This window comes from Streptomyces sp. MAI_2237 (assembly GCF_054189285.1).
On sequence record NZ_JAJPGQ010000004.1, the window covers coordinates 187,392 to 207,655 of the forward strand.

Here is a 20,264-nt window from a genome sequence, read left to right on the forward strand (position 1 = left end):
GGGTGGGGTCAGAAGTTGCCCAGGCCGCCGCAGACGTTGAGGGCCTGGGCGGTGATGGAGGCGGCCGTGTCGGAGGCCAGGTAGCCGATGAGGCCGGCGACCTCCTCGGGCGTGGAGTAGCGGCCGAGGGGGATCTTCGCCTGGAACTTCTCCAGGATGGCGTCCTCGGTGGTGTCGTAGGCGGCCGCGTAGCCCTGGCGCACGCGCTGGGCCATGGGGGTCTCGACGTAGCCGGGGCAGACCGCGTTGACGGTGATGCCGGTGGGGGCCAGTTCGTTGCCCAGGGCCTTGGTGAAGCCGACCACGCCGTGCTTGGAGGCGGAGTAGGGGGCGCCCAGGACGACGCCCTGCTTGCCGGCGGTGGAGGCGACGTTGATGATCCGGCCGCGGTCCTTGTGTCGCATCCGGCCGGTGTTCAGCACCGCCCGGGTCATCTTGAAGACGCTGGTGAGGTTGGTGTCGATGACGTCCTGCCACAGTTCGTCGTCGAGGTCGGCGGTGACGCCGCCGCCGGAGCGGCCGGCGTTGTTGACCAGGACGTCGACGGTGCCGAAGCGGTCGACGGCGCTTTGAACGAACGCCTCGATGGAGGCGGCGTCGCACACGTCGAGGACGGCGCCGTCCGCCTCGAGGCCGGCGGCCTGCAGGTCCTTGACGGTGGCGGCGATGTTCTCGGCGCTGCGGGCGCCGATGAACACCTGGTGGCCCTGTTCGGCCAGCAGGCGGGCCGCGGCCAGCCCGATGCCGCTGGTGGCGCCGGTGACGACGGCGACCTTGGGGGTGGTGGTGTGTGTCATGGCCGGGCCTTTCCGTTTCAGGCGGCCTGGGCCGGCGCGAGCTGGGCGTTGACGACGTCGATGAAGGCGCGCGGGGTGGTGGCCTCGCCGACGGCCTCCTCGTCCAGGGCGATGTCGTACTCGCGCTCGATGAGGCTGCCGGCCTCCAGCAGGGCGAGCGACTCGTAGCCGATCTCCTCGAACTCGGTGTCGAGGATGTCGCCGTCCAGGTCGACGCCCTCACTGACGCCGGCGGCCTCCCGCAGAGTGCGCTTGAGGTCTTCGAGGGTGAACAGCTTGCGGGACATGGTGGGTCCTACCTTTCGCGGATGAATGGAGCAGTGACGCGTGGGGGGGGCGGTGCGTGGTGTGTGGGGGGGTTAGTCGGTGGCGCGCACGACCATGGCGGAGTTGAAGCCGCCGTGGCCGCGGGCCAGGACGAGCGCGGTGCGCACGCGCATCTCGCGGGGCTGGGCGAGGACCAGGTCCAGCGGGTAGTCGGTGCACGGCTCGATGTGCACGGTGGGCGGGATGACGCCGTCGCGGATGGCGAGGAAGGCGGAGGCCAGGTCCAGGGGCGCCGCGCCCGAGTACAGGCGTCCGGTCATGGTCTTGGGCACGGTCACCGGCACGGCGCGGGGGCCGAAGACGGCGCTGATGGCGCGGGCCTCGATCAGGTCGGCGGCCGGGTCGCCGGCGCCGTCGGCGAAGACCACGTCGATGTCGGCGGCGCCCAGGTGGGCATCGGCCAGGGCGATCTCGATGGCCCTGCGCAGGCCCGGCTCGCGTCCGCTGCCGGGGCGGGGGTCGATCGTGGCGCCGTAGCCGGCGATGGCGCCATAAGCGCGGGCGCCGCGGGCGCGGGCGGCGTCGGCGTCCTCGGCGATGAGCAGGGCGCCTCCCTCGCCGGGCACGTAGCCGCACGCGTCCCGGTCGAAGGGCAGGTAGGCGCGGTCGGGTTCGTCGCGGGTGGACAGCTTGCCGGTGGTCAGCTGGGCGACCCAGCCCCAGGGGCAGATGGAGGCGTCGACGGCGCCGGTGACGATCAGGGCGGTGCCCTTGCGGATCTGCCGGCGGGCGTGGGCGACGGCGTCCAGGCCGCCGGCGCCCTCGCTGACGACGACGCCGGAGGGGCCCTTCATGCCGTTGCGGATGGAGATCTGGCCGCTGTTGACGGCGTAGAACCAGGCGAAGGACTGGTAGGCGGAGACGTACTGGCTGCCGCGGCTCCACAGGTTCTGCAGCTCGCCCTGGCCGAACTCGAAGCCGCCGGCCGCGGAGGCGGTGATGACGCCCATGTCGAAGGCGCCCATGCTCTGCGGGTTCGCGCCGGCGTCCTTCAGCGCCCAGTCGGCGGCGACCAGCGCGAGCCGGGTGACCCGGTCGGTCTGCGGCAGCAGCCGGCTGCTCAGGTGCTCCTCGGGCTCGAAGCCGCTCACCTCGCCGGCCAGCCGGGCGGGGTAGGCGGCGGGGTCGAAGCGGGTGATGCGGCCGATGCCGTGCTTCCCGCTCAGTGTCGCCGACCAGTAGTCGTCCAGGCCCAGGCCGTTGGGGGCTGCGATGCCCAGGCCGGTCACCACCACCGAGGACGTCATATGAGGCTCCTTTCGGGGCGGGCCAGCACCATGGCGCTCTGGAAACCGCCGAAGCCGCTGCCCACACTCAAGACCGCGTCGATGAGTTGGTCGCGGGCGACGACGGGCACGTAGTCCAGGTCGCACTCGGGGTCGGGGGTGTGCAGGTTGGCCGTGGGCGGCACCACGTCGTACTCCATGGCCAGCGCGGAGGCGGCGATCTCGATGGAGCCGATCGCGCCCAGGGAGTGCCCGACCATCGACTTGATCGAGCTGACGGGCGTGCGATAGGCGTGCTCGCCCAGGCTGCGCTTGAACGCGGCCGTCTCGTGCCGGTCGTTCTGCTTGGTGCCCGAGCCGTGGGCGTTGACGTAGTCGATCGCCTCGGGGTTGAGCCGGGCCTCGGCCAGCGCCATGTCGATCGCCTCGGCCATCTCCGCACCGTCGGGACGCAGACCGGTCATGTGGTAGGCGTTGGAGCGGGTGGCGTAGCCGGCGATCTCGGCGTAGATGTGCGCGCCGCGTGCCTTGGCGCCGGCCAGTTCCTCCAGGACGAAGAACGCCGCCCCCTCGCCCAGGACGAACCCGTTGCGGGTGGCGTCGAAGGGCCGCGAGGCGCCCTGGGGTTCGTCGTGGCGCGGGGTGGTGGCCTTGATGGCGTCGAAGCAGGCCATGGTGATCGGGGAGATCGGCGCGTCGGAGGAGCCGGCGATCACCACGTCCGCCGAGCCCTCGCGGATCAGTTCCACGGCGTAGCCGACGGAGTCGATGCCGGAGGTGCAGCCGGTGGAGACCACCGTGCTGGGGCCCTCGGCGCCCACCGCCCAGGCGACCTCGGCGGCGAACGAGCTGGGCACCATGTAGGCGTACAGGTGGGGGACGGCGTAGGTGTGGTCGACGGCGGCGAGGCGGCCGCCGTCGCTGACGACCCGGTACTCCTCGTCCAGGCCCATGGTGGCGCCGACCGCGCTGCCGACGGTGACGCCGATACGGTGCGGCTCCAGGGTGTTCAGCTCGAGGCCGCTGTCGGCGACCGCGCCGCGCGAGGCGACGACGGCGAACTGCGCGGCCCGGTCCAGGCGGCGCACCTCCTGAGGGGTCAGGCCGTGCGCCTGGGGGTCGAAGTCGGCCTCCGCCGCCACCCGGGAACGGAAGGGGGCGGGGTCGAAGAAGGTGATGCCGCGGGTGGCGGTGCGGCCGTTGCTGAGCAGGTCCCAGAAGTTCTCCCGGCCCACCCCGCCCGGGGCGATGACCTCGATGCCGGTGATGACGACGCGTCGCCGGTTCACGCCGAGGCCTCCCAGGTGTAGAACCGGCCGGCCATGGCGTCGGCCGGGGAGCGCCAGGTCGCCGGGTCGTAGGCCTCGATGAACGGCTTGAGGTCCTCGCTGATGCGCACGAAGCGGGGATCGCTCTTGGCGGCCTCGATGAGCTCGCCGCCGTTGTCCTGGTCGAAGTCCTGCAGGTGGAAGTACAGGCCCCGGTAGGCGAACAGCTGGCGGCGCCGTGTGCCCATGCGGTGCGGCATGTCGGTGGCGTCGAAGTCGGCGAACAGCCGGGCCACATCGGTGCTGGAGGTGGCGGCCATCCGGGCGACGATCAGCGTGCTGTGCATAAGGGTTTCAGCTCCTCGGCGGTGGCATGGCAGGTCGTGCGAAGCGGGCCGGCACGAGTGGCGGCCCGGGGCGGGCCTTGCCCGTCGCCTCGACGGTGCGGGGCGGTGATAGCGCCCGGCCCGCGCAGCGCCTGAGTTCCGCCGGAGCCGCGCCAAGCCGGGGCCGGGGCGGGGCCGGGGCCGTGGCGGGGCCGGGGCCGGGCTATGGGCGACGCCCAGCCCTGCGAGGGGCCGGGCGTCGGGCGACGGCGGGGCGCCGGCGGGCGGCGCGCCGGGTCACTCGCTGTCGGCGGAGCGGGTGAGGACCACGTCGTAGGTGTTGACGTCGACGCCGGTGGCGACGGCGTCGATGCGGGCGGCGGCCTTGCGGCGGCCCTCGGGCCACTTCTCCTCGGGCAGGTCGCGGTGGGCGTCGTAGGCCTGCTTGTTCTCCCACTGGGAGTAGGAGACGGCGAAGGAGCCCTCCAGGCCGCGGGCGCGCAGGCCCTTGAGGACGACATGCCCGCGGAAGCCGGGGGCGTCGACGATGCCGGCCTGGCCCGGGCCCAGGGCGTCGATCAGCTCGTCCTGATTGGCCTGCTCGACCTGGTAGACGGCGATGACGGTGTAGTTGCCGCGGTTGGGGCAGATGGTGACCTCGGTGTCCGGGCCATCGCCGGTGAGGGTGTAGGCGATCTCGTTCTGCAGCAGCCGGATCGAGGTGGTGATCTCACCGAAGACCGGCAGCGTGCGGTGCTTGAACTCCTCCCCCGCGTAGCGCTTTTCCAGGTCCTCGCCGCTGCGCCACTGGATGAAGTTGGCGGTGCCGGGGCTGTCGACACCGGCGTGCACGGTGCTGGACATCCACCCCTCGTACGTCGCCGCGTTGACGATCTTCGTCATCTCCTGGACGAGGGAGTCCTGCTTCTCGGGGGCGTCGGTGGTGAACAGGTTCAGGACGGTCAGGTGCTTGTCCTGCACGGATACGGTGGGCATGGGTGTCCTTCGCTTCCTTGACGGTACGGGCAAAAAGAACAGGGGCAGGGGGCTGAGGGGCCGGCGAAGCCGGCGAGGGGCCGGGGGCCCGGAGGAGGTGGACGGCCGGGAGGCCGGGGGCGGAGGGGCTGGACGGCCCGGGGGCCGGGGCTGGGGGGTGTGTCAGTCGGCCGGGCCGAACCAGCGGTGCAGCGCAGGCGCCAGGCCGTCGGCGCCGGCCCCCGCGGGCGCGACCCAGGCGACGTAGCCGTCGGGGCGTAGGAGGATGCCGTCCACGGGCGCCTCGCAGTCGAAGTCGGCGGCCACCACGTCGACCCGGCCGGCCCAGCCGGCCGCCGCCGTGCGCAGCCCGTGGTCGCCGCCGAGCTCGAGCAGCACGGGACGGCCGGTGTGCTGCAGGCTGAAGCTGGAGACCTTCTCGCCGTCGACGACCAGCTCCCGCTCCGGCAGGCGCCGTCCCAGCAGCGGGTGCTCGCCCTCGCCGACGTCGTGGCGGATGTCCAGGCCGGTGACCATGCCGGCCAGCAGACGCCGCACCGAGTCGTAGCCGTCGACGAGTTCGGCGAACACCTCGCGCAGCGGGGCCATCTCCTCCCCGCCCAGGTAGAGGGTGCGCTGGGCCAGCGTGTTGGTCAGGATGCGGGCGCCCACCGGGTGGCGTTCGTCGTGGTAGCTGTCCAGCAGGGCTTCGCCGGCGCGGCCCTGGACCGCCAGGGCCAGCTTCCAGCCGAGGTTGACCGCGTCCTGGATGCCCGCGCTCATCCCCTGCGCCCCGATGGGCAGATGGATGTGGGCGGCATCGCCGGCCAGGAAGATGCGGCCCTTGCGGTAGGCGGCGGCCTGCCGGCTGACGTCGGTGGTGGAGCTGACCCACAGCGGGGTGGCGCCGCTGATGTCCTCCCCCGACAGCCGCTCAAAGGCCTCGGCGACCTCCTCGAAGGTGATCGGGCCGGGGCTGGTGCGCAGCGGCTGGTCGCGGTCGAAGTAGATGACCCGGCTGCGGTCCGGGCCCAGCGGCATCACCATGACCATGCCGCCGGGCACGCGCTCGCCGCTGAACCGCGGGCGCAGCCGGATGCCGGCCACGTCGGCGAAGCGCAGTTCGATGGTGGGTTCGGTGCCGGGGAAGTCGATGCCGGCGGCCGTGCGCACCACGCTGCGGGCGCCGTCGCAACCCACCAGGTAGCGGGCGCGCAGTTCGATCTCGCCGTCCGCGGTGCGGGCCTTGACGCTCACCGCGTCTTCGTCCGTGCGCAGGCCGGTGACCTCCACGCCGCGGCGCACCTGCGCGCCCAGCTCGGCCGCCCAGCCGCCCAGGACGCCCTCGGTGCGCGCCTGCGGGATGCCGCGCGCCCCGAAGGAGCCACCCTCGATCACCTGGTAGTCCAGGCCGACCCCGCCGAAGTGACCGACGGGGATGACCCCCACCTCACCGAAACGGGCCATCAGATTCCGCTGCGCGAATTCCTCGATCGTCCGCGCCGAAAAACCCAGAGCCCTCGACTGGCGAATAGGCTCGGCGAGTTTGTCCAGCACCGTGACCGAGACTCCATTGAGTCTCAATTCACCCGCGAGCATGAGTCCGGTGGGACCGGCTCCCACCACTATGACGTCCGTATCGAAGTCGCTCATATGACCCTTCTCCCCACTGGTGTCCGGCCAGTATTGCCAGCGCCGCAGACGGCCGTAAATAGCCGCCGGTACAGGTTTTCGACCATGAAGTCCATAAGAATGCGGACTATGTCAGAGCTTTGTCAGAAGGGTTGCCGGACAAGGGGCGGAGCGCGGCATTCTCAGGTATGACCTACACCCGCAGCATTGATGAAGATGCAACGAAATCCGAGTCGCCGGCGGAATCCCGCGCCGAGATCGCCGCACTGCTGAGCCGGTATCTGCTCTCCCTCGACGACAGCGAGGACACCCTCGACGACGCCTGGGCGGCCGCCTTGTTCACCCCTGACGCGGTGGTGGCCTTCCCCATGAGCCGCCATCAGGGCCGGGCCGGTATGGCCGACTACCACGCCGCGGCGCTGTCGGCGTTCGCCGGCACCCAGCACCACGGCAGCGCCCCGCTGGTCGACCTCGACGGCGAGGAGGCCACCCTGCGCGCCAACCTGATCTCCACGCATGTGCACCACGCCCGTCAGGTGGCCGGCGGGCTGGCGCCGCTGTTCGCCACCGGCACCTTCGTCGACGGCACCGCCCGCCGCACCCCGCACGGCTGGCGCCTGTCCCGGCTGTCCTTCCGGCTGCTGTGGGCCGACGGCTCCCCCGCACCGGCGGCCTGAGCCGGCAGCACCAAGCTCCGGACCCGGGCGGTGAACGAGCGGCATCGGGGTGCGAGCCGGGGCGGTATCGGGGTGCGAGCCGGGGTGGCGCCGGGGTTGGAGCCGGGTGGCACCACCGCCTGAACCCGCCGGCCGCCGGCGCCCAAGCCGCGAAGGGACCGGGGGCTGAGCCAGGGGCACTGCCGCCTGAAACCGCCGGCTACCAGCGCCTGAAGCGAGGGAGCGCCGGGGTGTGCACTGGGGTGGTGCCAAGGCTTGAACCCGAGGGCGCCGGGTCTGCGTCGGGGTGGCCCTGGGCTGAGCGGGGTGGCGCCGGGCTGGTGAGTCGGGCGGCGCCGGCGGCCTTTCCCGCGCCGAGTGGGCCGGTGGTCCCCGTCTTTTTTGGGGGGGCCGGCCTGCTTCAGGTGTTGAGGGTGAGGACCCGGTCCACGGCGATCTCGATGACCACCCGGCCGGGCGGGTCGGGCGGCGCGGACCAGTACCGCCGCGCATACAGCTGCGCGCCCAGCGCCACCCGCGCGGGATCGCTGACCACGGTGGCGCTGCCCTCGAGCGTGATCCAGGCGAATCCGTCCACCTGGCACAGCGCGACCCGGCCGCCGGGCGCGGCGAGCAGGTTGCGGGCTTTTCGTGCGGAGGCGACCGTCATCACCCGGGCCAGGCCCGAGCGGGCGTCCCAGGTGAAGCGCACCGGCGCCACGTGCGGCGTCCCGTCCGGCCTGAGCGTGGTGAAGGCGGCGACATGCGCGGAGTCGTTCAAGAACGCCTCCGCGGAGGCGGGCAGCCGCACGGCGGGGCGTCCCGCCGCGGCGGGACGCTGCTGGGGCAAAGACATCGTCTGGCGTCCTTACGTTCACAAAAGACAGGCAGAGGCGGTCCGACGTGACCGGGCGGCGGGCGCCCGGGGGGTCAGTCGATGCCGCGGACGATGGTGTCGTCCTCGTCGTCCTCGGCTCCGGCCAGCCGCAGCGGCGGGGCGCCGGGGGCCGGGGCGGGTTGCGGACGCGGCCGCGCCGGATCGCGGAACGTGTGTGCGTCGTCGTGCATGGGCGCCTCCCTCGCGTCGGTCGCCCCAGGGTGTCAACGTTCGCTCGGGCGGCCCTCGATGGAGGCCGGGCCGCCCGTGGAGGGCCGCCCGAGCCGCCGGGCCGGCTGGTGTGGGGGCTGGTGTGCGGGGGCCGCGCGTGGCACCTCCTCGGTGCCCAGTACGGCCAGGACGTCGGCGACGGTGGCCTGCGGCCGGGTGTCGGGCAGGTGCCGCAGCAGCCGCAGGCAGTGGGCGAGCAGCCGGCCGGCGTCGCCATCGCCGATCCGGGCCCGGTCGTGCAGGACGGCCAGTGCCAGCGAGCCGTCGGCGCCGGGGCGGGCGAGCAGGGCCAGGGGGAAGCCGGTGTGCGCGCCGCCGGTGTGCTGCTGCTCGAAGCCGATCCCGGCGGCCGCCAGGCCGGCGCGCAGCGCGGCCGGCCGGCGCGGGAGGGTCTCCAGGCAGACCAGGCTGTCCGCCACGCGCGCGGTGCGGGCGTGGCCGGCCCACTGCCGCACCTGCCCGAGCGAGGCCCACTCGTAGGCGGCCATGTCCAGCGCCCGGTCGCGCAGCGCGGCCAGCAGCTGCTCCAGCCGGTGCGCCGGGGTGATCCGCACGGTCAGGGGCAGCAGCGTGCGCAGCGGCCCCACCAGCCGTTCGGCGGCGTCCAGGGCGATGCCGCGCCCCGTGGCGGTGACCGCGAAGCGGACCGTGGCCGGCGCACCGGCGGCGGCAGCGCGGTGCAGCAGCAGCGCCCACACCGCGTGCAGGACGCTGGAGTCGGACACGGCCTGGGCGGCGGCCCAGCGGTGCAGCCGCCCGGCCTCGGCCCGGCTCAAGACCGTCTCGGCGCGGCCGTTGCCGCTCTGGCCTGTCTTCGGCCCGGCCGCCGCGGGCAGCAGCACCATGCGTCCGGGCGCGGCGGCACCGCTCCAAAAGGCGCGGGCGGCGGCCGGGTCCTGGCGCTCCAGCCAGCTGGTCCAGTCCCCGATGTCCGGGCGGCGCTGGCCGCCGGGCAGGGCGCCGCCGGCGAGGTAGGCGCGGGTGAACTCCTGCTGCAAAAGCCATGCGCTCCAGGCGTCCAGCAGCGCGTGGTGGAAGGTCAGCAGCACCCGGGTCGCAGGCCCCACACCGGCGCCTCCGGGGGGCGCATCGAGCAGGGTCAGGCGCAGCGGGGCGGGACGGGCGAGGTCGAAGCCGCGCCGCCGGTCGGCCTCCAGCAGCTCCGGCCACTTAGCGCTGCCGGCGCGGTGGTGCACGACGTCGGCGCGGGCCCGGGCGTGCAGCAGGAGGTGGGGGGCGGGCCGCAGGGCGCACCCGGTGCGCAGAATCGTTTCTCTGTCCACGACCGACTGCCAGGACGCGGTGAAGCGGTGCAGGTCCAGCGGCCCGCGCCACACCCACGACAGCTGCTCGAGGTGCCGGCCGCTGTGCCGGTCGGTGAAGGAGTCCAGCAGCGCCTCGTACTGCTGCCAGGTCACCGGCCGCACCGGCCGCCCCGCCCCACGCAGGCCGGCCCGGCCGGTGGGGCCGGTGCCGGCAGGCCACTGCCAGAATCGTGGGCGAGCCGGCCCTGCCATCGAAACACCCTCCTCCACGGTCCGCTCCCCCGCTGCACGGGCAGGTCACCGGGCCGGGGGGAACCGGCGGCCCGGGGGCGTGCCCCTGCCCGGCCCATCATGGGGCGGCCCGCACACATGCCGCTGACCGTGCGCTGACACCCCTTCAGGACCGCCCCTGGGCGGCTCGAGCCCGGCCGGGGCCGCACCTGCGGCCGGGGCGAGGTGGTGTGCGGGTTCAGATCGCCACCGCGCGGGGAGGGGGCGGTGAGGGGTGCGGGCGTGCGGGGTGAGCAGGGCCCGTGGTGTGCTGTGCTCGGTGTTCCTGGCCGCACCCCGTGGGGCGGTCGTCTTCGCCGGGCAGGGGGGTGCCGTCCGGTGAGGACGGACTTGCGGGGTGGGCAGGGGGTGTGGGTTCACGGTCGGCGCTTCGAAAGTGCGGCGGACGGCATGGATCCACCGGTCCGAGACGACGGCGGCCGTGAGTCCTTCACGGACCGTCCCCTCACGGTGGGCGAGGCCTTCGGGGGCGGCGAGAACATCTCCGCGGCCCGCCGTCCGGCCCGCTCGTTGCTGGCAGATGTGCACCGGGTGCACGGTGTGCCGGTGCCCGACCGCGCCGTGGGTGGCTGGTGGTCAGCGAGCGGGTGGCCAACGCCCGCACATACGCGCCGGGCCCCTGCCGGCTGACCCTGGAGGCCGGTGACGGCGCGGTGGAGGTGACGGTGTGGGACAGCGACCCGTCCCTGTCCGTGGCTCAGGGACCCGACCGACCGGGTGGGCCGGCACGGCCTGGAGATGGTCATGGCCCTGTGCCGGAGTCTCGAGAGGCACCGCGAGCCCGTCGGCAAGCGCATCGTGGCCGCCGTCATGCTGGCAGAGCGCCCGCTCGCAGACGAAGCCAGTGAGCAAGTCTCCTGACCCGGCGGCCGGGTCCGTCTCGCTGTGCCGCCGTGCGGCGGCACCTGCCTCGCCGCACGATGGCCGGCCGCACGGTGCGGGGCGCGGTGCAGGGGGGTGGGGCCCGGTGGTGTTCGCCGCCGGTGCCGGGAACAGCGCCATCAGTGCGTGCCGGTCGGGGGGTCCATCGCGGACAGCAGTGCCGGGTCGAGCATGGTGTGCACGGACATGTCGCCCGCCGGGCTCAGTCCGGCGTCGTGGCAGGCGGCGCTGAGCAGGTAGCGCTCCAGCACCCGGTGGGTGGCAAAGCCCCACTCCCCGCGGGTGGCGGTGCTGCCGTCGGGAGCCAGCAGCCGGCCGCCGCGGCTGAAGCCGAACTCCTGAAAGCCCAGCCGCATGCCCTGCCCGAGCGCCTTGGTGTAGGCCTCCTTCAGCGTCCACAGCCGCAGCACGTAGGCGGTCCGTTCGTGCTGCGGCAGGGCGGCGATCTCCTGGGACTCCGCGGGAGTGAGCACCCGGGAGGTGAGCAGGTCCAGGCGCACGAAGCGGTCCGCGAACTCCACGTCCACGCCGATCCGGCCGGTGCGGCTGAGCCCGACCGCCAGCAGGTCCCCGGTGTGGCTCAGGCTCACCTCCAGCTGGTCGAAGCCGCGCAGATAGGGCCGGCCGCCCAGGCCGTAGGCGAGGTCGAGGTACTCGGGCGGCAGGTTCAGGGCGGCGGCGGCCGTGTACTTGATCAGCAGCCGGGCGGCTGCGAAGCGGTGGCGCACCCGGGGATCGGCGGTGCCCCGGTAGCGGTCCCAGTCCGCGCCGATCAGCTCGGGCAGCCGCGGGTGGGTCAGCACACTGGGCAGCCACTCGGTCCACGTCGTGTACACCAGCGCGTTGCCGCGCTGGGCGAGGTCGTCCCGGACGGTGTGCCAGGGGCCTGCCGGCCTGGGCACGTGAAGAGGCTGGGCGCAGGTGACCTGGCTCATCGTCCTCCTTGTGGCGGTCGTGTCGCGCTGTGCCGTCCCACCCGGGCCCGGCAGGCCGGGTGCGGGGGTGGTGTCCCCCACTGCCCTGCGGCCGGCCGGGTCGGGCCGCTCGGATGCGGGCCGGGTCCGGGACTGGGAGGGGGTGCGGATCTGGGTTGGGGGTGAGGGGGCATCAGCCGGCCAGGGGGGTTGCGTACAAGTCGAGGCTGCGTTGGTCGCGGCAGCGTTGGAGGACCTCGGCCAGGACCGCGGCCTGCGCGGGGGCGGGAAGGTCGGGCACCTGGAGGCCGAGTCTGCGGCCCAGGCGGGTCAGGGCCACCACGGCCCAGGCCGGGTCGGCGAGGAAGCTGCCGTCGTCGGCCTGCTCCCACACGCCCAGGCAGGCGGCGGCGGCCAGGATCAGGGCGTAGCGGTCGGCCAGTACGCAGGCCAGGGGGTCGAAGGCGGTGCCGGTGGCGCCGGGCAGTGCCGCGCACCGCTTTTGCAGGGTCTTCAGCTCCGTGACGAAGCGGTGCGCGAGGTGGGCCAGCGCGGTGGGGACGGGGCCGGGGCGGGGGTGGGTGGTGAGGCGTTCGGCGGCGGCGACGAGCGTGGCCGAGAGCAGGTCGCCGCTGCCGAAGTGGGCGAGCGTGTGGTGGTCGAAGGCGGGCAGCGGCGTGCCGGGCCGAAACAGCTGTGCGGGTGGCTCGGCGGCGGTGAACCAGGTGGTGCGGGCCAGCCGCGGCAGCTGGGGCACCAGGACCGCCTGGCACACGGCGGTGCCGGAGTGTCCCAGGCCGGCCACCGGCAGGTCCCGGGCGAGTTTCTGAAAGCCCCCGTAGATGGGGCCGCGGTCGTAGCCGCGGGCGCCGAGCACGGCGGCCAGTTCCTCCAGGTCCTCGCGCAGCATGTCGGGCATCGTGTATTTGACGGCCGCGGCGGGCAGGTAGGCGTCCTGCGGGGCCAGGCTCAGGGCGCGCAGGCCGGTGACGGCCATGGCGTCGCAGGCGAGCAGGTCGGCGAAGACCCCGGCGAGGGTCTTGTGCCAGCGCCGGGCCGGCTGTTGGTCGGTGCGGTGTTCGGTGGCCGCGCGGACCGCCTGGCGCAGCACGCTGTCGACGCCGGCGAGGACGGTGGCGGGCACCAGGCAGTGGCTGATCTGGAAGCTGCGCAAAGCCAGCGGCACGCCGTCGCCGACCGCGCCGACGACGGCCGAGCCGGGCACGGTGACGTCGCTCAGTTCGATGCCGTGGAAGCGGGCGCTGCGCATGCCCGGGGTCGCCACCCGTGCGGTGCGCACCACCCGGCCGGTGGCGGGTGGCTGGGGTCCGAGCAACAGCACCGAGTGGCTGGAGGGGCCGTCCTTCTCGGCGGTGCGGCAGTAGGTGACGAACACCTCGGTGCGGTCGGCGTTGATGACGGCGTCCTTGCGGCCGTTGACGACGAAGCCGCCCTCGCCGGTGGGGGTGGCGGTCAGTTCGTTACGCAAGATGGCGTTGGCGTGGGCGACCTGGCGGTGCACGATCGCCACCCGGCCGCCCTCCAGCAGCACCCGGGCCAGGGTGTGCTGCTGGGCGCCGTTCCCGGCGGTCCACACCGAGGACGCGGCGAACAGCGAGGTGATGCCGAAGCCGTAGCCCAGGGCGAGGTCGCGGCGGAAGACCGGGCGCAGCACCCGGGCCAGGCGCTCCAGGTCGCTCAGGCACCCGCCCAGATGGGCCGGCACGAACTCGGCGTGCAGGCCCGCCCGCATCAGCAGTGCCTCGGTGGCCTCGGGCACGGCGCGGGCGTCGTCGGCGCGCAGCAGCGCCAGCTGCCCGTGGGGGTTGGCCGGGTCGGCGGGATCGCCCAGGGCCGCCTCCAGCCGGGCCGCCTGCCCCGGTTCAGCACCGGGGGCGGGCAGGCGACGGGCGGCGGCGGGGTGCGGGGCGGCGCTCACAGGATGCGGACCGCGCCGGTGGCGTGCCGCGCGGCCCGGTGCAGCACCACCAGGCCGGCGGCGCCGAGTTCCTCGCGCAGCCGGCCGCGGGCGTCCTGGACCGTGGCGTCGAGGCCCGGGACGGGGGCGATGGCGTCCTCGCGGAGCAGCACGGTGTGCCGGGCGCGCACCGTGACGCCGGACTCGTCGGGATCCACGCACCACTCGCCGGTGTGGGAGGCCAGCAGGGGCGCGGTGCGGGTCTGCTTGTACACGATCCGCCCGGCGGCGGGAAAGCACATACGCACCGACTCGGTGGAGTGGACGGTGCCGTCGGCGCCGACACTGGCCATGGCCATCGTCTGCACACCCGGGCTGTCCTCGGCCAGGTGCACGCTGTGCACGTGCGGCAGCCGGTCGGGCCACTGTGCGGCCCGGTACAAGAAGTCGTAGACGACTTCGGCGGGCCCCTTGAGGGCGATCGTGTCCTCGAAGGAGAGCACCAGGTCGTCCAGGCGCGGCCAGCGCTCGGCCAGCCAGGCCAGGCGGTCCAGCTGGGCGCGGCTGTTGGCCTGGGTGATCCGGGTGAGCCGGGCGACGTCGTCGGGGGCGTCACCGCGGACACTGAAGGCGTGGGCGAGGGTGACCTGACAGCGGTCGCCCAGCGGCTGGACGGTCCACACCCCGCTCATGGAATCCACCGGGGCGGCGGGGACCTCGTGAGAAAACTCCACCCGGTGGCGGCCGACGTCCAGGCGGCGGCTGGTGACCCAGGAGGCGATCGCGCCGCCCGCGTCGGCCCACATCCGCAGCCGCTCATGAGTGCCGTCGAAGTCCAGCTGCTCCACATGCAGACAGGGCGCGAAGAACAGCGGCCACTGGGTGGCATCGGCGATCAGCCCGTACAACACGCCGGCCGGGGCCGATGCGGTCACTTCCGACACCACCCGGTGCACGCGCGTATCCGTCATCCTCACACCCCTTGTGTCGTTCCATTGCGGCTCATTGCGGCTCATTGCGGCTCCTGCACGGCCGCCGAAGGGCCGGCGGCCGCACCCCGCCGCCCGGCCGCCCGGCCCTTCGGCGGCCGCCACGGCGATGCTGTCCGGAACCGCTCGACAGGCGGCCGCACGCCACTCGCGTCCGGCTCGAACACCCCCGCCCCCAGGGCAGGCGGGCGGGCGCGGCCGCGCCGTGGTTGAGCAGGCCCGGCCCGATGCCGGCGGGGCGCTGCGGCGGCCGGGCGGGCGGGGCGCGCCCCAGCCGCGCTCCAGCGCCGCTGGGCGTTTCCTCGACCCCCACGGCGCACGGTGGCTTCCCCCTACCGCCCGGACGGCGGCGGGGAGGAGGAAAGGAGCACACCCGTGGGACGGCAGGACGGCTTTTGCGCATACCGGTATCTGCGCGGCGTCTGGGACGGCCTGGTCGCCGTGGGCATGCTGCACACCCTCGGCGTCACCGACCCCGAGATGCACGTGCGCCACAGCGCGCTGTACCACGACCCGCCCGCCGGGCACCCCGAACAACTCCTGCCCGAGACCGGACTGACCCCACTGGAACACCGCCTGGCCCAGGAGATGGACCGGCCCCGGCCGGGACGCCGCTGGGCCGCCTGAACCAGAGTGAGCACCGGCTCTGCAGACCAAAGGGGGCGGTCGGCAAGGAGGGCCGGTGCCGGGGAGCGCCGCGCGGTGGTGTCACGGTGCGGGTGCGCGCCAGGCGGTGAGGCGGTCGAGGCGGTCGGTCACATCCCGCTGTTCGCGGGCGAGGGTTTCCAGGCGGTGGCGCAGCTGGGCGATCTCCTCGTGCAGCAGCCGCAGGTCGAGGTCGCCGTCGCCCGCCCCTTGCGGCCCGCCCGGCGGCGCTGTGTGTGCTTCGTGCGGTGTCGGTGCGGATGGGTCGGCGGGGCGCCATGCGCGTGTCCCGGTCCCGCTGGGGCGGCCGGCGGGCGGCGGGCCGTCCCCGCGGCCCTCCCGCCGGGTGCGGGGCCGGGTGTGGGGCGGGGTGGGGTGCGGGGCGGGTGTGTGCTGGTCCTGGGGGCGGTCGTAGGGGGTGTGGCCGTCTATTGGGCTGTCGTCGGCGGGGGGCGGGAGCGGTGGCGGGGCGGTCGGGTGGGGTGCCGGGTCGGGGCGGCGGTGGAGGATGGCCTGCATGCGGGCGTGCAGCAGCGGGCCCGGTTCGATGCCCAACTCGTGCAGGAGCCTGCGGCGGGCCTGTTCGTAGACGGCGAGGGCCTCGGCCTGGCGGCCGGTGCGGTGCAGTGCGCTCATCAGCAGTTCGTAGAAGCGTTCGCGCAGCGGGTGGGCGGCCGTCAGTTCCTGCAGTTCCGCGGTGAGCCGGCGGTGCTGGCCCAGGCGCAGGCAGGTGTCGTAGAGCTCTTCCAGGGCCAGCAGCCGGTTCTCCTCCAGCAGGGCGGCCTCGGTGGAGCAGATGGTGCCGCGCCCGCAGCCTTCCAGGGCCGGTCCGCGCCACAGGGCCAGCGCCTGGCGCAGGAGGCGTTGGGCGCGGGCGGGTTCGGCGGCGGCCTGGGTGCGTGCCTGGGTGAGCAGGCACGCAAAGCGCTGGGCGTCGGTGGGGGTGCGGCCCGCGTGCAGGACGTAGCCCAGCGGGTGGGTCACCAGCCACGCATGCTCGCGCCGGGCCGCGGCCGGCCCGCCGGCGGGCGGGGGCGCGCCGGCGGGCGGGGGCGGTGGGGCGGCGGGCGGGGGCGGTGGGGGCAGCAGCCGTCGCAGCCGGGCGATGTGGGCCTGGAGGGCGTTGGCGGCGCCGGCCGGGGGGCGTTCGGCCCACAGTTCGTCGACGAGCCGGTCGACGGGCACCACCTGGCCGGCCTTGACGGTGAGGGCTCCCAGCAGGGCCCGCTGCTTGGCACCCGTGGGCACCCAGGCCGTCCCGGTGCGGTCGTCGTAGATCTCGACCGGACCCAGAATCCTCAATTCCATCGCGTCCTCACCGGGCCGACGAGCCTTAAATCCGCCGTGTGCACGATAACGGCAGGCTGCGGCGGGAAAGGCGTTCGGCGGCGGTTTGCGGCCCGCCAGTGGACTATTCCTCGAGGGATCTTCAGGAGGGTGCGGCGCATCCCTGGAGAAAACCTCCCCCGCAAGCGAGGCGCTGATAGGCGCCGAGCACGTGAGCCAGCTCGGCGTCGGGCACGTGCGGCAGGAACTGATCCCTGCCCCGCCCGGCCAGACGGCCCAACAGGCCCTGAACGAGCGGGTTGATGGCGGGCGCGTGCCGCGCCTGCACCGCATGGCTCTCCATGGCCGAAAAGCTAGCCGCCCGCCCTGCAGCCGCGCCCCGCATCCCGCTCGAGCGGGACTCGAACATTCCTTGCACCTCGCTCCGTGAAATGTATGGATCCCCTCGCGATCGGACCGCATCAATCACCTGCGGCCCCAAAAAGCGACAGTATTTTGAGCCCAGCTCGACGCTCTGATCCGATGGCCGCCTTTACGGCGCGGAGGGAATCATGAACATAAAAGTCCTGGGTGCGTTGAATGCCGAAGTCAACGGAATATCGATCGTGCCGACCGCGGGCAAGCCGCGCCAGGTACTGGCGCTGCTGGCCCTGTCCCCGGGCCGGGTGGTGCCGGTACCGACGATCATGGAGGAGATCTGGGGCTCGGAACTCCCCCAGAGCTCGCTGACCACACTGCAGACCTACATCCTGCAGCTGCGCCGGCTGCTGGGCACCGCCATGGGCCCCGACGTGCCCGGCTCGGCCAAGGACGTGCTCGCCACCCGTTATGGCGGCTATCTGCTGCAGATCCCCACCGACGCGGTCGACGTCTACCGCTACGAACGCCTGGTCCTGGAGGGCCGCCAGGCCTTCGAGGAGGGCGAGGACGCCCGCGCCGCCGCGCTGCTGCGCCAGGCACTGGATCTGTGGGAGGGACCGGCGCTGGTGGACGTGCGGGTCGGGCCGATCCTGGAGATCGAGGTGATGCGGCTGGAACAGAGCCGCCTGGTCGCCCAGGAACGGCGCATCGACGCCGACCTGCGGCTGGGCCGGCATGTGGAACTGCTCGCGGAACTGACGGACCTGGTGGCCCGCCACCCCCAGCACGAGGGACTGCACTCGCAGGCCATGGTCGCGCTGTACCGCTCGGGCCGGCAGGCCGCCGCCCTCGACGTCTACCGCCGGCTGCGCCACCGCCTGATCGACGAACTCGGCGTGGAACCCTCCCCGCAGCTGCAAAGGCTGCACCAGGCGATGCTCGCCGTCGACCCCCGCCTGGACATCATCGCCGGCCCGCGACGCACCTCCACCTTCGACCTGTACGCCGCCTGACCGCACCGCCCCTGCACCCCGGCCGGCGGCCGGTGGGGTGCCCCAGTGCGGGTGTGCAGCCGTGCGGGAGCGGCTGCAATGGCGCGCGCCGGGGGGCGGGCGGGGGTGATGAGCGGCGCGGTCGAGCGCCGCCCGAGCCCGGGTTGCCAAGCTCGGCCGACCGGGCGCGGCAGTGATCGTGCCTCCCGCCCGGGCGGGAGGGCCCGATCCGGCACGGGGCCGGATGGGGCGAGAGGCGAGCAGTGAGAGGGGACGGGGAGGGACATGGCTTCGCGGACGCAGGCCGGCACGGCGGGAGGCGGGCGGGTCAGGCTGTACTGCCTGGCCCACGCGGGGGCGGGCGTGAGCAGCTATCGCACCTGGCCCGCGGCCCTGTCCCCGGCGATCGACGTTCTCGCCCTGCCGCTGCCGGGCCGGGACGGCCGGCGCCGCGAGCCGCGGGTGACCAGCCGTGACGCCCTGCTGGCCGACCTGCTGCCCACCCTGCTGCAGGGGGCCGAAAAGGGGCCGTATGCGCTGTACGGGCACAGCCTGGGCGCGCTGGTCGCCTACACCCTGACCCGGGCGCTGGAGGAGGTGGGGGCGCCGGCGCCGCTGCTGCTGGCGGTGGGCGCCTGTCTGCCCCCGCACACCGCGACCGCCCTGGTGAGCGCCGCCGACCTGCCCGAGGAGGACCTGCTGCCCCTGCTGGGGGATCTCGGCTCGCTGCCCGCGGGAGCGGCCGGTGGTCCGGGCGGGCTGTGGCGCCGGACGGTGCTGCCGGTGCTCCGCGACGACCTGCGGCTGGCCCGCTCCCTGCGCCGGGCCGCACTGGATGAGGCCACCGGCGGCCCCGTGGCCTGCCCGGTGGTCGTCTTCGGCGGCAGCCAGGACCCCCTCGCGGCCCCCGAATCGCTGGGCACCTGGCAGCAGTGGGCCAGCGGACCGATCACCCGGCACACCGTGACCGGCGATCACTTCTTCGCCCCCCACGCGGAACTGCCACAGCTGGTGGGCCAGGCCTGCCGGCACCAGCTGGCCCTGCAGGGGAAAACCCGATGAGACCGATCGCCCTCACCAGGGCGGGGCACGGCCTATGACAGGGGCCGTCATCACAGAGCCGGGGGAAGACCGATGAGACGGGTCGTCGTCACCGGGGTGGGGGTGGTGGCGCCGGGCGCGGTGGGCACGCACGCCTTCTGGTCGCTGCTGACCGCGGGCCGCACCGCCACCCGCACCATCACCCTCTTCGACGCCTCCACCCGCCGCTCCCGCATCGCCGCCGAAGTCGACTTCCACCCTGCGGCCCACGGCTTCTCCCGCCCCGAGAGCGAACGCCTGGACCGGACCGCTCAGTTCGCCCTGGTCAGCGCGCGCGAGGCGATGGCCGACAGCGGCCTGGACAACACCGGCGACCCACTACGCCGGGGAGTGAGCCTGGGCAGCGCGATCGGCTGCACCACCGCCCTGGCCACCCAGTACGCCCTGCTCAGCAACTGCGGCACCACCTGGGAAGTCGACCACACCCGGGCCGCCGACTGCCTCTACGACTACTTCGTCCCCAGCTCGCTGGCCGCCGAAGTCGCCCGCGCCCACGGGGCGCAGGGCCCGGTCGCCCTGATCTCCAGCGGCTGCACCTCCGGCCTGGACGCCATCGGACACGGCGCGGACCTGATCACCGACGGCGCCTGCGATGTGGTCCTCGCCGGCGGCGCCGAAGCCCCGATCGCGCCGATCGCCACCGCCTGCTTCGACCGCATCCGGCTGACCAGCGCCCGCAACGACGAGGCCGCCACCGCCAGCCGCCCCTTCGACCGCACCCGGGACGGCTTCGTCCTGGCCCGAGGCGCCGCCGTCCTCGTCCTGGAAGAACTCCAGCACGCCCGCCGCCGCGGCGCCCTCCCCTACGCCGAAATCGCCGGCTTCGCCTCCCTGGCCAGCGCCCACCACATCACCGCACTGCGCCCCGGCGGCCAGGACCTCGCCGCCACCATCACCACCGCCCTGAACGCGGCCCGCCTCAACCCGGTCGACGTCGACTACATCAACGCCCACGGCGCCGGCACCCGCCCCAACGACCGCCACGAAACCCACGCCTTCAAAACAGCCCTGGGCGACCACGCCCGCACCATCCCCATCAGCTCCATCAAATCCATGATCGGACACACCCTGGGAGCCGCCGGCGCCCTCGACGCCGTGGCCGGCTGCCTGACCATCCGCCACGACACCATCCCCCCCCACCGCCAACCTCCACACCCCCGACCCCGCCTGCGACCTCGACTACACCCCCCTGACCGCCCGCACCCAACGCACCCACACCGTCCTTCAACGTCGCCAAGCGGCTTCGGGCGCCTCCACACCGCCACCCTCCTCACCCGCCCCCTCCTCCAGGCCACCCAATGACCC

At 73.9% G+C, this 20,264-nt stretch carries 19 protein-coding genes and 1 pseudogene; 5 read left to right on the forward strand and 15 right to left on the reverse strand.

Annotated features, from left to right (window positions below):
- Window positions 1-8: 8 nt before the first annotated feature.
- The 7 genes from fabG to LN251_RS28005 all read right to left on the reverse strand — a co-directional run bounded on the left by fabG (window position 9) and on the right by LN251_RS28005 (window position 6,572).
- The gene (gene fabG / locus LN251_RS27975) at window positions 9-797 is read right to left on the reverse strand and encodes a 3-oxoacyl-ACP reductase FabG (RefSeq protein WP_458246961.1); all 789 of its coding nucleotides are present in this window, start codon (window positions 795-797) and stop codon (window positions 9-11) included.
- A gap of 17 nt (window positions 798-814) precedes the next feature.
- Entirely contained in the window at window positions 815-1,084 is a 270-nt protein-coding gene (locus LN251_RS27980; protein ID WP_458246962.1) for an acyl carrier protein, read from the reverse strand.
- Between the two features lie 72 nt (window positions 1,085-1,156).
- Window positions 1,157-2,371: a ketosynthase chain-length factor gene (locus tag LN251_RS27985; RefSeq protein WP_458246963.1), complete on the reverse strand. Its 1,215-nt coding sequence runs from the start codon at window positions 2,369-2,371 to the stop codon at window positions 1,157-1,159.
- A complete protein-coding gene (locus LN251_RS27990) occupies window positions 2,368-3,639 on the reverse strand; it encodes a beta-ketoacyl-[acyl-carrier-protein] synthase family protein (protein WP_458246964.1) in 1,272 nt (423 codons plus the stop codon). Before LN251_RS27990 ends, LN251_RS27985 begins: the two co-directional genes overlap by 4 nt.
- Complete coding sequence (locus LN251_RS27995; protein WP_458246965.1) at window positions 3,636-3,965, reverse strand: TcmI family type II polyketide cyclase; 330 nt, start codon at window positions 3,963-3,965, stop codon at window positions 3,636-3,638. Before LN251_RS27995 ends, LN251_RS27990 begins: the two co-directional genes overlap by 4 nt.
- Before the next feature lie 276 nt (window positions 3,966-4,241).
- Entirely contained in the window at window positions 4,242-4,940 is a 699-nt protein-coding gene (locus tag LN251_RS28000; RefSeq protein ID WP_458246966.1) for an antibiotic biosynthesis monooxygenase family protein, read from the reverse strand.
- Between the two features lie 162 nt (window positions 4,941-5,102).
- Window positions 5,103-6,572: an FAD-dependent monooxygenase gene (locus tag LN251_RS28005; RefSeq protein ID WP_458246967.1), complete on the reverse strand. Its 1,470-nt coding sequence runs from the start codon at window positions 6,570-6,572 to the stop codon at window positions 5,103-5,105.
- A gap of 167 nt (window positions 6,573-6,739) precedes the next feature.
- On the opposite strand from LN251_RS28005, the gene LN251_RS28010 reads away from it, so the two are divergent.
- Complete coding sequence (locus tag LN251_RS28010) at window positions 6,740-7,228, forward strand: nuclear transport factor 2 family protein (protein ID WP_458246968.1); 489 nt, start codon at window positions 6,740-6,742, stop codon at window positions 7,226-7,228.
- A 400-nt stretch (window positions 7,229-7,628) separates the two neighbouring features.
- Here LN251_RS28010 and LN251_RS28015 read toward each other — a convergent pair whose 3' ends face one another.
- The 6 genes from LN251_RS28015 to LN251_RS28040 form a co-directional block, all read right to left on the reverse strand.
- Window positions 7,629-8,063: a pyridoxamine 5'-phosphate oxidase family protein gene (locus tag LN251_RS28015; RefSeq protein ID WP_458246969.1), complete on the reverse strand. Its 435-nt coding sequence runs from the start codon at window positions 8,061-8,063 to the stop codon at window positions 7,629-7,631.
- Between the two features lie 74 nt (window positions 8,064-8,137).
- The gene (locus LN251_RS28020) at window positions 8,138-8,275 is read right to left on the reverse strand and encodes a hypothetical protein (protein ID WP_404145626.1); all 138 of its coding nucleotides are present in this window, start codon (window positions 8,273-8,275) and stop codon (window positions 8,138-8,140) included.
- 33 nt (window positions 8,276-8,308) lie between these two features.
- The gene (locus tag LN251_RS28025; RefSeq protein ID WP_458246970.1) at window positions 8,309-9,832 is read right to left on the reverse strand and encodes a condensation domain-containing protein; all 1,524 of its coding nucleotides are present in this window, start codon (window positions 9,830-9,832) and stop codon (window positions 8,309-8,311) included.
- 1,040 nt (window positions 9,833-10,872) lie between these two features.
- Window positions 10,873-11,655, reverse strand: coding sequence for a 4'-phosphopantetheinyl transferase family protein (locus LN251_RS28030; RefSeq protein WP_458246971.1), 783 nt, complete (start codon window positions 11,653-11,655; stop codon window positions 10,873-10,875).
- Between the two features lie 205 nt (window positions 11,656-11,860).
- Window positions 11,861-13,606 carry an acyl-CoA dehydrogenase gene (locus LN251_RS28035; protein WP_458246972.1) on the reverse strand — a complete coding sequence of 582 codons (1,746 nt, stop codon included), beginning with the start codon at window positions 13,604-13,606 and terminating at the stop codon, window positions 11,861-11,863.
- Window positions 13,603-14,556: an aromatase/cyclase gene (locus LN251_RS28040; RefSeq protein WP_458246973.1), complete on the reverse strand. Its 954-nt coding sequence runs from the start codon at window positions 14,554-14,556 to the stop codon at window positions 13,603-13,605. Before LN251_RS28040 ends, LN251_RS28035 begins: the two co-directional genes overlap by 4 nt.
- A gap of 393 nt (window positions 14,557-14,949) precedes the next feature.
- Between LN251_RS28040 and LN251_RS28045 the strand changes: the two genes are divergently transcribed.
- Complete coding sequence (locus LN251_RS28045; RefSeq protein WP_458246974.1) at window positions 14,950-15,201, forward strand: DUF6059 family protein; 252 nt, start codon at window positions 14,950-14,952, stop codon at window positions 15,199-15,201.
- Between the two features lie 81 nt (window positions 15,202-15,282).
- Here LN251_RS28045 and LN251_RS28050 read toward each other — a convergent pair whose 3' ends face one another.
- Window positions 15,283-16,527, reverse strand: a complete 1,245-nt coding sequence (locus LN251_RS28050) for an AfsR/SARP family transcriptional regulator (RefSeq protein WP_458246975.1) — start codon at window positions 16,525-16,527, stop codon at window positions 15,283-15,285.
- A 121-nt stretch (window positions 16,528-16,648) separates the two neighbouring features.
- The gene (locus LN251_RS28055; protein WP_458246976.1) at window positions 16,649-16,849 is read right to left on the reverse strand and encodes a hypothetical protein; all 201 of its coding nucleotides are present in this window, start codon (window positions 16,847-16,849) and stop codon (window positions 16,649-16,651) included.
- Window positions 16,850-17,057: 208 nt separating this feature from the next.
- Between LN251_RS28055 and LN251_RS28060 the strand changes: the two genes are divergently transcribed.
- The 3 genes and pseudogenes from LN251_RS28060 to LN251_RS28070 all read left to right on the forward strand — a co-directional run bounded on the left by LN251_RS28060 (window position 17,058) and on the right by LN251_RS28070 (window position 20,261).
- Window positions 17,058-17,879 carry an AfsR/SARP family transcriptional regulator gene (locus tag LN251_RS28060; RefSeq protein ID WP_458246977.1) on the forward strand — a complete coding sequence of 274 codons (822 nt, stop codon included), beginning with the start codon at window positions 17,058-17,060 and terminating at the stop codon, window positions 17,877-17,879.
- A gap of 264 nt (window positions 17,880-18,143) precedes the next feature.
- Window positions 18,144-18,920: a thioesterase II family protein gene (locus LN251_RS28065; RefSeq protein ID WP_458246978.1), complete on the forward strand. Its 777-nt coding sequence runs from the start codon at window positions 18,144-18,146 to the stop codon at window positions 18,918-18,920.
- Window positions 18,921-18,992: 72 nt separating this feature from the next.
- Window positions 18,993-20,261, forward strand: a pseudogene (locus LN251_RS28070) (beta-ketoacyl-[acyl-carrier-protein] synthase family protein).
- Window positions 20,262-20,264: the final 3 nt, after the last annotated feature.

What these genes read in the sequence shown, in the direction of transcription:
- LN251_RS27995 (WP_458246965.1), bottom strand. Translation starts at nt 3,965, where the DNA reads ATGCACAGCACGCTGATCGTCGCCCGGATGGCCGCCACCTCCAGCACC.
- fabG (WP_458246961.1), bottom strand. Translation starts at nt 797, where the DNA reads ATGACACACACCACCACCCCCAAGGTCGCCGTCGTCACCGGCGCCACC.
- LN251_RS28020 (WP_404145626.1), bottom strand. Translation starts at nt 8,275, where the DNA reads ATGCACGACGACGCACACACGTTCCGCGATCCGGCGCGGCCGCGTCCG.
- LN251_RS28055 (WP_458246976.1), bottom strand. Translation starts at nt 16,849, where the DNA reads ATGGAGAGCCATGCGGTGCAGGCGCGGCACGCGCCCGCCATCAACCCG.
- LN251_RS28000 (WP_458246966.1), bottom strand. Translation starts at nt 4,940, where the DNA reads ATGCCCACCGTATCCGTGCAGGACAAGCACCTGACCGTCCTGAACCTG.
- LN251_RS28050 (WP_458246975.1), bottom strand. Translation starts at nt 16,527, where the DNA reads ATGGAATTGAGGATTCTGGGTCCGGTCGAGATCTACGACGACCGCACC.
- LN251_RS28040 (WP_458246973.1), bottom strand. Translation starts at nt 14,556, where the DNA reads ATGACGGATACGCGCGTGCACCGGGTGGTGTCGGAAGTGACCGCATCG.
- LN251_RS28065 (WP_458246978.1), top strand. Translation starts at nt 18,144, where the DNA reads ATGGCTTCGCGGACGCAGGCCGGCACGGCGGGAGGCGGGCGGGTCAGG.
- LN251_RS28060 (WP_458246977.1), top strand. Translation starts at nt 17,058, where the DNA reads ATGAACATAAAAGTCCTGGGTGCGTTGAATGCCGAAGTCAACGGAATA.
- LN251_RS28025 (WP_458246970.1), bottom strand. Translation starts at nt 9,832, where the DNA reads ATGGCAGGGCCGGCTCGCCCACGATTCTGGCAGTGGCCTGCCGGCACC.
- LN251_RS28015 (WP_458246969.1), bottom strand. Translation starts at nt 8,063, where the DNA reads ATGTCTTTGCCCCAGCAGCGTCCCGCCGCGGCGGGACGCCCCGCCGTG.
- LN251_RS28005 (WP_458246967.1), bottom strand. Translation starts at nt 6,572, where the DNA reads ATGAGCGACTTCGATACGGACGTCATAGTGGTGGGAGCCGGTCCCACC.
- LN251_RS28010 (WP_458246968.1), top strand. Translation starts at nt 6,740, where the DNA reads ATGACCTACACCCGCAGCATTGATGAAGATGCAACGAAATCCGAGTCG.
- LN251_RS27985 (WP_458246963.1), bottom strand. Translation starts at nt 2,371, where the DNA reads ATGACGTCCTCGGTGGTGGTGACCGGCCTGGGCATCGCAGCCCCCAAC.
- LN251_RS27980 (WP_458246962.1), bottom strand. Translation starts at nt 1,084, where the DNA reads ATGTCCCGCAAGCTGTTCACCCTCGAAGACCTCAAGCGCACTCTGCGG.